We start from the raw sequence: 8302 nt of genomic DNA, 5'->3' as shown, positions 1-8302 counted from the left end.
CGGGCCGTTCGCGAGCGGGAGTACGGGAGCCTCGCGGATGACCGTGAGTTCCTGATCCAGGCCTCGCCGCTGACGTACGTTCACGCCATCGACACGCCGCTGTTCGTCATTCACGGCGCGAACGACCCGCGGGTGCCGTTGAGTGAGGCGGAACAGATCAAGGCCGCCCTGGACGACAAGGGCGTCGCGTGCGAACTCCTGGTGTTCGACGACGAGGGCCACGGCCTGGCCAAGCGGGTCAACCGCCTGGCGGCATACCCGGCTGCACTCTCGTTCCTGGACGATCTGCTGAGTGCCTGACACCTGTTGCGCGGACCGCAGTGCTAGTTGCACAGAACGACGCGTGCTCCCCAGCGTAGTGCACCATGACGCCGAGCCCGTGGTCTCCTAGCCTGAGTCGCAGCCTTTCGCGGGTACGGCTGATGTCGTGTCTCGCCCGCGAACATGAGACGGCCGGACGGCGAACGCACCGCGGGGTGTGAGGAAGTAGCGCCACTGATGCGAATCGGTATTGATGTCGGGGGCACCAACACCGACGTGGTCCTCGTCGATGGACAGCGCGTCGTCGATTCACTCAAAGTGCCGACGCAGCCTGATGTGACCACGGGGATCGTCTCGGTCCTCAAGCAGCTGCACGAGCGTAACGGCTACCGCACCGATGCCGTCGACGCGATCATGATCGGCACCACGCACTTCATCAACGCGCTCATCGAACGCCGGCGGTTGGCCCCCTCGGCGGCCATCCGACTCGGGCTGCCGGCGACAGCAGCGTTGCCGCCGATGGTCGAGTGGCCGGAATCACTGGTCGAGGCGATATGCGGCACGCCGTACCTGTGTCACGGGGGCAACGAATACGACGGGCGCGTCATCACCCGTGTGGACCGTGACGAACTGCGCCGGGTGGTCGACGACATCGTGGCGAAGGAGTTGCGCTGCGTGGCGGTGACCTCGGTGTTCTCACCGGTCACGGCCGAAGCGGAGGCCGAGGCGGCTGCGATCATCGCCGAGCACGCACCACATCTGTTGATCTCGCAGTCACACGAGATCGGCCGGATCGGGCTGCTCGAACGGGAGAACGCCACCATCATCAACGCCGCATTGTCCGAACTGGCCATCGACATCGTGCGCGGGCTGCGTACGGCGATCAGCGGACTCGGCTACTCCGCTGCGCTGTATCTGAGCCAGAACGACGGCACCTTGATGGACATCGAGTACGCGCGGCGTTTTCCCGTGTCGACCTTCGCCTCCGGACCCACCAACTCGATGCGCGGCGCGGCACTGCTGTCCGGGCTCAGCGACTGCGCGGTGGTCGACGTCGGTGGCACCACCAGCGACATCGGCATCCTGCAAGGCGGCTTTCCGCGTGAGTCCAATGTCGACGTCACCGTCGCGGGGGTGCGGACCAACTTCCGGATGCCGGACGTCCTCTCGGTCGGCATCGGCGGTGGGAGCATCGTCGGGACTGACCCGTCCGGAGGTCCGGACGTCGGGCCGCAATCGGTCGGGCACGAGATCACCGAGCGTGCTCTCGTCTTCGGCGGTGAGGTCCTCACCGCAACCGACGTGGCCGTGGCCAAGGGATGGAGCGATCTCGGCGATCCCGAGCGGGTGTCTCATCTGTCCCAGGAGTACGTCGACCAGATCCTGGACCGGATCGTCGAACGCATCGCCGAGGGCGTGGACCGCATGCGGGTGTCGGCTCGCGCGCTGCCGCTGGTCGCCGTCGGTGGGGGATCGATCCTCCTGCCCGCCGAGCTGCCCGGACTCGGCGAGGTCGTTCATCTCGAACACCACGCCGTGGCGAACGCCGTCGGTGCGGCCCTGGGAATGATCAGCGGAGAAGTGGATCGAGTGTTCTCGGTACCTGCAGGGCAGCGGGAGTCGTTGCTGGACGAGGCGAAGCAGGAAGCCGTGGACCGCGCAGTGCGAGCCGGCGCCGTGCCGGCCACGGTGGAGGTCGTGGACGTGGACGAGGTCCCGCTGGCCTACCTGCCTGGCAACGCCACCAGGATCCGGGTCCGCGCGGTCGGCGAGCTCAACCTGAAACACGCCGCGCCGGTGGCCGAAGAAGGGGTGCGGGCATGACGTTCACGCTGAGCAGCAGCGACCTTCTGGACCTCAGCGTCGGCGCGGCGGTCCTGGGCACCGGGGGCGGCGGCGACCCGCACATCGGCCGTCTGATGGCCCGTCGAGCGATCGGTTCGGGACACGTGCGGGTGCTCGGGTTGGACGACGTCGACGACGACTGGTTCGTCGTGCCGTGTGCGCAGATGGGCGCACCGAGCATCGGAGCAGAGAAGCTTCCCAACGGCGCTGAGCCCGTCCAGGCGTTGCGGACTCTGGAAACGTATGTCGGGCGGACGGCTGACGCGGTGGTGGCGGTCGAATGCGGGGGGATCAACTCGATGATCCCGTTGGTGGTCGCCGCCCAGACCGGGCTCCCTGTGGTAGATGCCGACGGGATGGGGCGGGCCTTCCCGGAACTGCAGATGAAGACGTTCGCCGCCTATGGCGTCTCGGGATCGCCGATGGCGATGGCCGGGGAGTTCGGTGAGACGTCGATCATCGACACCGGCGGGGACAACGCCCGGATGGAATGGCTGGCTCGAGGGGTCACCATGCGCATGGGCGGGGTGGCCCACATCAGCGAGTTCAGTATGGACGGCCGCGACCTCAAGCGCACCGCGATCCCCGGAACGCTCACGCTCGGGCTGACGATCGGCCGGGCCGTGCGCCGTGCTCGAACCGAGCATCGCCCGGTCAGTGAGGCGCTGGCCGAGGTCGTGGCTGAGTCCGGCTACGCGGGCGTGCGGTCGTTGTTCAACGGCAAGATCGTCGACGTGGAGAGGACGGTCGATGCCGGGTTCACCAAGGGCCGGGCCCGATTCCGGGCCTTCGAGAGCGCTGCCGAGCTCGTGGTCGACTTCCAGAACGAGTTCCTCACCGCACGTCTCGACGGCGAACTCGTCTGCGTCGTGCCTGATCTCATCTGCGTTCTGGACTCCGAGACGGGTGAGGCGATCACCACCGACCGGCTGCGTTACGGGCAGCGGGTGCAGGTGCTCGGCATCGGGACACCGCCGGTCATGCGGACCGAGGCGGCGCTCGCCGCGTTCGGGCCGGCCGCGTTCGGTCTGGACACGCCGTTCGTGCCGGTTGAGCAGCTCGCCTGAACACCACCCAGTGGCGATATACGCTGCGGTGGAGTGAGCGTCATCGACACCTCCGACGCAGGGCTGGCCGCCCTGGAACGGGGCAGCGAACTACTCGGCTGCGGTGGCGGCGGGCCGACACCGTTGGCGAGAACACTGCTACGCCAGGCGATATGGCGTGGACAGCCACCGGTGGTCCAGAGCTTGGCTTGCCTGGGTGATGACGACCCAGTTCTGCCGGTCGGCATCGTGGGCGCTACCGGTGCGCTGCGCGAAAAGCTCCCGAGCGGATCGGAGTTCGTCCGGGTCGTCGATTCGGTGACGCGGGTGACCGGCGTCAGCCCGCGCGCCCTGGTCGGTACCGAGGTGGGTGGGGTCAACGGGCTCATGGTGCTGGTCGCCGCCGCCGACACCGGGATCGACGCGGTAGATGCCGACCTCATGGGCCGAGCACTGCCCAGGCTCGATCAGTTCACCGCGGCCGTCTACGGGTGCCGGCTCACCCCAGCGGCACTGGCAGGCGGTACCGGGGCGTCGATCGTCCTGGACGACCTGGACGCGCACGGTGTGGAGCGGGTGGCGCGGCTTTTCCTCGCCGAGTCCGGCGGGTGGGCCGCCATGGCGTGCGCGCCGATCCCGGCCGGCGTGCTGCGCGAGGCCGCGGCGGTCGGCTCGTTCAGTCATGCGCAGTGGCTCGGCCGCGTGCAGCTGGACGCGCAGATCCCGGACCCGGCCGGGCTGGCCGACGAGCTCGGCGGCCGGATCCACGCCAGCGGACTGGTCGAGGACGTGGTGCGCTACCAGGGAGCCTCGATGTTCAGCCGCGGTGTGGTGACGTTGGCCGACCATGAAACACAGGCGTTGATCCGCATCGACATGGAGAACGAGTACTTGACGGTGCTGCGCGACGGGGTGCCGGTGGCCAGTACCCCGGACATCATCTGTGTGGTGGAGCGCAGGACCGCTGTACCGGTGCCGTGCGATCGGATCCGGTACGGCATGGACGTCAGCGTGCTCCACCTGCCCGGTGCTTCGTTCTGGCGACGACCACGCCATCTGCCGGCGGTCGCCCCGCGCGCTTTCGGCATCGACGTGGACGCCTGCCTCATGCCGGGGGCCTTTGGAGTGGCACCGTGACCAGTGGCACCGTCCCGTTGAGCCGGCTGATCGCTGCGCCGTCGTGGCGAGACGTGGTGGGTCTGACCTCAGTCGATGGTGCGAAACGCCAGGTGCGAGACGCGCATTTGCTCGCGGACGTCCGCCCGGGACAGCTGACCGAAGGTGTTCTCTACGGCCTGGTCAACCTGCCGACGGCGTTCGACGTGCGCAGTGACGTGTTGATCCGCAGACTCGCCGACGAGTCCGCGGCCGGTTTGGTGGTGCCGGCGGAACGGACCGGCCCCGACGGCAGCGGGACCATCCCGGCCAGCACGATCCGGCTGGCCGAACGGTTGGGCGTGGCGGTCTTCACCGCCGAGGACGTCAGCGAGGCGATCCTGGCCGCGCGTGCGGTCATCCGAGGCGGCGATGACGACCGAGCCGTCTACGTCGAGCGCGTCGTCGACGCGGTGACCGCGGTGCCGTCGGAGCTGGGTGAACTGTGCCGGCGGCTCGGGCAGGCGCTGTCTGCGCCGGTAGCGGTGTTCGCAGCAGATGGTCGACGGCTCGCCGGCGATGACGTCCCCGGTGTCGCGGTCGACCCGAGCCGGCCCGGCGAGCAGCGGAACCCGACGGCGGACGGCTACGCCGTGGCGGTACCCGTGACCGATGCTGGGGCCGAATCCGTCGCGCTGTGGCTGGTGGCGCAGTTGTCGGCTGAGTTGAATGATCATTACTCCGCCGTCCGGACCGCTTTGCGCGTGGCGGCGTTCGGTGTCCGGACGTGGCAGGCCGAACGCCGGCTCGTGGCCGAGCGGGATGCGCGGCTGCGCTCTGGGCTGCTGGCGATGATCCGGCAGGGCCACGACGAGCCCTCGCCGATCCTGCGACGACAGGCCGGCGAGCTCGGCTGGCGGCTGGACGGCTGGCATGTGGGGTTCGCCATCGGCCTGGTCGACGGCGACGAGGCGACCGCGGTCCTGGACATCGGATCGATCTTCGCCGGCGAGGCCGTGACGGTGGAGATCGTTCCGGAGAACCACGGCTGGTCCGGATGGGTGTCGATGGATCACGAACCGTCCGCGGCTGAGCTCAACACGGTGGTCACGGCGCTACGGCGTGGTCACCGGACGATCAACCGGTGGGTGACCACGTACATGGGTGTCGGCCGCGCCTACCGGGGCAGCCGCGGCCTGGCGAACTCCCTGGCCGAAGCGCACGACGCCGCGCAACTGGCGGTGAACCGCAAGGAGCTCGGGCGGTTCCTGTACATCGACCGCCTGGGACTGGCCCAGCTGCTGTTGGCGTGGACCAGGACGGACACCTTCCAGCCGGCTGCCCACGAGTTGCTGGCGCCTCTCGGCGGACACCAGGGGCACTTGACGGAGACGTTGAACGCCTACCTCGACGCCGAATCGAACCTGACCGAGACCGCGGCCGTGCTCGGCGTCCATCGCAACACCGTGGCGACCCGGATCCAGCGCATCGAAGCCATTCTCGGAGTGGATCTGTCCAATGTGGACGAGCGGCTGGCGCTGCACCTGGCCTGCCGGACCACGCTGAGCCCGCCGTCGCCGCCATGGGCCTGACGGGCTCCCGCTCGAGCCACTGCTCAACTGGTCAGTGTGCCTCGTCACTGCTTCGGCGCTGTGCACATCGGCTATTTCCGCCCCGGTGACCTTCTGCTTCGCTGGTCCGGTTCGTCGTCCAGCACCACTCGAGCGGAGAGAGGTCATGAGCCGCCTAGGACTGATCACCATCGGTCAGGCGCCGCGTCCTGACATCGCTGCGGACGTGCAGCCCTTGCTCGGTACGACCGAACTGGTGGAAGCCGGAGCGTTGGACGGTCTCGCCGCCGGCGAACTCGCTGCGTTGGCACCCGGACCCGGCGATGAGCTGTTGGTGACCAAGCTCGCTGACGGGACACCGGTGCGAGTCGCACACTCGCGGATCATGCCGCGGGTGGCCTCGGCGGCCAACCGCGCCCTGGCGGCCGGTGCCGACCGTGTCCTGGTGATGTGCACGGCCGAGTTGGCGTCCGCGGACCTGCCAGCTGCGGTGTACACCAGCGAAGAGATCCTGCGTCCGGCCGTGTCGGCACTCGCCCGGGGGCGCCGCCTCGGAGTGGTCGTGCCGGAGGATGCGCAGCGCGAGCAGGCTCACGAGCGGTGGGCCGCGAGCGCGGACACCGTCCAGGTCGGCGTCGCCGATCCGTACGGGCCACAGGCCACCGGCGAAGTCGTCGCGACCTGCGCTGCCTTGGCGGAGTCGTCGGAGCTGATCGTGCTCGACTGCATGGGCTATTCCGCCGCGATGGGCTCTCGGGCGAGACAGCAGTGCGGCGCTGCGGTCGTCGTGGCCAGGACGCTGGTGGTGCGGGTCGTGCTGGAAGCGTTGCCGTCAGAAAGGTCACGACGTGAACTCGCGTGAGCAGCAGGTCCGGGACGACCGCAGCCATCCTCGCGTCAGCGAGCCCGTCGTCTTCATCACCTTGCTGGTCATGGCCGGCGGCGGGGCGATCATCGGGCTGCAGATCATCACCACGCTGGGCGTGACCCCCAACACGTCACTCATCGGCGTGTTGTTCGCGATCATGCTCTCTCGTGTGCCGATCACCGCTTTCCAGCGGTTCCGCTCGGTCCACCAGCAGAACCTCGTCCAGACGACCATCTCGTCGGGCACGTTCGGCGCAGCGAACTGCATGCTGCTGACCATCGGCATCCCGGTGGCCTTGGATGAGCCCGATCTGGTCATGCCGATGTTCGCCGGTGCGGCGATGGCCATGCTGATCGACCTGCTCATGCTCTACTGGCTTTACGACTCCCGGATTTTCCCGGCGAAGGCCGCCTGGCCGCCCGGTATCGCCGCTGCCGAAGCGATCATCGCCGGTGACCAGGGCGGCAAACGAGCCGGGGTGCTGCTGATCGGCAGCGGGGTCGGTGCGCTCGGCGCATTCGCGGGCATACCGATGTCCGGTGCCGGGGTGGCCTTCATCGGCAACATCTGGGCGTTGTCGATGTTCGCGGTGGGCCTGTTCCTCGCGGGATACTCCGACGTCTTCTTCAGCGTGACGCTCAGCGACACCTACATCCCGCACGGCGTCATGATCGGCGCTGGCCTGGTGGCCCTGGTGCAGGCGATCTTGCTGGTGGTGCGCCGGTCGGGCAGTACGGCCGACAACGCCCTCGCCCCCGCCGTGGCCGGGGGTGCAGCCGAGCCCACACGCTCGGATCAGGCCGCGCTGATCGGGCTGGGGCGGGGAGCGGTGCTGTACGTGCTCGCCGGGACCGTCCTGGCGTTGGCCGGTGGGCTGTTCACCGAGATGTCGCCGCTGATGGTCATCGGCTTCGCGCTGTTCGCCGCCGTCGCCTGTATCGCCGCCGAATTCATCGTGGGCCTTTCGGCCATGCACGCCGGGTGGTTCCCTGCGTTCGCCACGGCGCTGGTGTTTCTCTTCATCGGTATGGCCGTCGGCTTTCCGGCGCCGGCCGTCGTGCTCATGGCGGGTTTCGTGGCCGCCGGCAGCCCGGCCTTCGCCGATGCCGGGTACGACTTCAAGGCCGGCTGGGTGTTGCGCGACCGGGGGCGCGATCCGGCCTTCGAACTGGAAGGCCGTCGCCAGCAGCTCCTTGCCGGTCTCATCGGTTTCGTCGTCGCGGCCGTGATCGTCTTCTTCGTGCACGACATCTACTTCTCCAACGATCTGTTCGCGCCGAGCAGCCGGGTGTTCGCCGCAGCCATCGACGCCGGCCTGGGGCCGGACACCATCACCGAGATCTTGCTGTGGGCCGTCCCCGGGGCGCTGATCCAAGTCATCGGTGGTTCCAGCCGGCAGATGGGCGTCCTGCTGGCTACCGGGTTGATCGTCGCCGACCCGATGGCGGCGTACGCGGTGGCCGGCGGATTGATCGTCCGGATCGTGGTGCTGCGGGTCAAAGGAGCCGAGAGCGCGAACATGCTGGCCGTCTTCGGCGGCGGGATCATCGCTGGCGACGCTGTGTACAGCTTTGCCGACTCCCTGGTGAAGGCTCGCTGATGGCTGGCGCGGAGCG

The 8302-nt window shown here is 68.6% G+C and carries 7 protein-coding genes; all 7 read left to right on the top strand.

Annotation, left to right across the window (positions count from 1 at the left end; genetic code table 11):
* Positions 1-300 (top strand): prolyl oligopeptidase family serine peptidase (locus M6444_RS22740; RefSeq protein ID WP_298332812.1); only part of this gene is annotated, 300 nt, incomplete at its 5' end.
* A 198-nt stretch (positions 301-498) separates the two neighbouring features.
* The gene (locus M6444_RS22735; protein ID WP_298332810.1) at positions 499-2085 is read left to right on the top strand and encodes a hydantoinase/oxoprolinase family protein; all 1587 of its coding nucleotides are present in this window, start codon (positions 499-501) and stop codon (positions 2083-2085) included.
* Positions 2082-3173 carry a DUF917 domain-containing protein gene (locus M6444_RS22730; protein ID WP_298332808.1) on the top strand — a complete coding sequence of 364 codons (1092 nt, stop codon included), beginning with the start codon at positions 2082-2084 and terminating at the stop codon, positions 3171-3173. The genes M6444_RS22735 and M6444_RS22730 overlap by 4 nt, the downstream gene beginning before the upstream one ends.
* 33 nt (positions 3174-3206) lie before the next feature.
* The gene (locus tag M6444_RS22725) at positions 3207-4289 is read left to right on the top strand and encodes a DUF917 domain-containing protein (protein ID WP_298332806.1); all 1083 of its coding nucleotides are present in this window, start codon (positions 3207-3209) and stop codon (positions 4287-4289) included.
* Positions 4286-5839, top strand: coding sequence for a helix-turn-helix domain-containing protein (locus tag M6444_RS22720; protein ID WP_298332804.1), 1554 nt, complete (start codon positions 4286-4288; stop codon positions 5837-5839). The genes M6444_RS22725 and M6444_RS22720 overlap by 4 nt, the downstream gene beginning before the upstream one ends.
* Positions 5840-5984: 145 nt before the next feature.
* The gene (locus M6444_RS22715; RefSeq protein WP_298332802.1) at positions 5985-6680 is read left to right on the top strand and encodes an AroM family protein; all 696 of its coding nucleotides are present in this window, start codon (positions 5985-5987) and stop codon (positions 6678-6680) included.
* On the top strand, positions 6667-8286 hold the full coding sequence (locus tag M6444_RS22710) for an OPT/YSL family transporter (protein WP_298332800.1): 1620 nt from the start codon (positions 6667-6669) through the stop codon (positions 8284-8286). The genes M6444_RS22715 and M6444_RS22710 overlap by 14 nt, the downstream gene beginning before the upstream one ends.
* Positions 8287-8302 lie beyond the last annotated feature (16 nt).

It is taken from the genome of Haloactinopolyspora sp., from assembly GCF_027324685.1.
Lineage (GTDB): Bacteria > Actinomycetota > Actinomycetes > Jiangellales > Jiangellaceae > Haloactinopolyspora.
Note: the sequence above shows the minus strand (reverse complement) of the source record. Positions and strands in the feature narration are given on the sequence as shown.

Excerpts from the sequence above, each read along its gene's own strand:
- M6444_RS22730 (WP_298332808.1), top strand. The coding sequence starts at position 2,082 with ATGACGTTCACGCTGAGCAGCAGCGACCTTCTGGACCTCAGCGTCGGC.
- M6444_RS22715 (WP_298332802.1), top strand. The coding sequence starts at position 5,985 with ATGAGCCGCCTAGGACTGATCACCATCGGTCAGGCGCCGCGTCCTGAC.
- M6444_RS22735 (WP_298332810.1), top strand. The coding sequence starts at position 499 with ATGCGAATCGGTATTGATGTCGGGGGCACCAACACCGACGTGGTCCTC.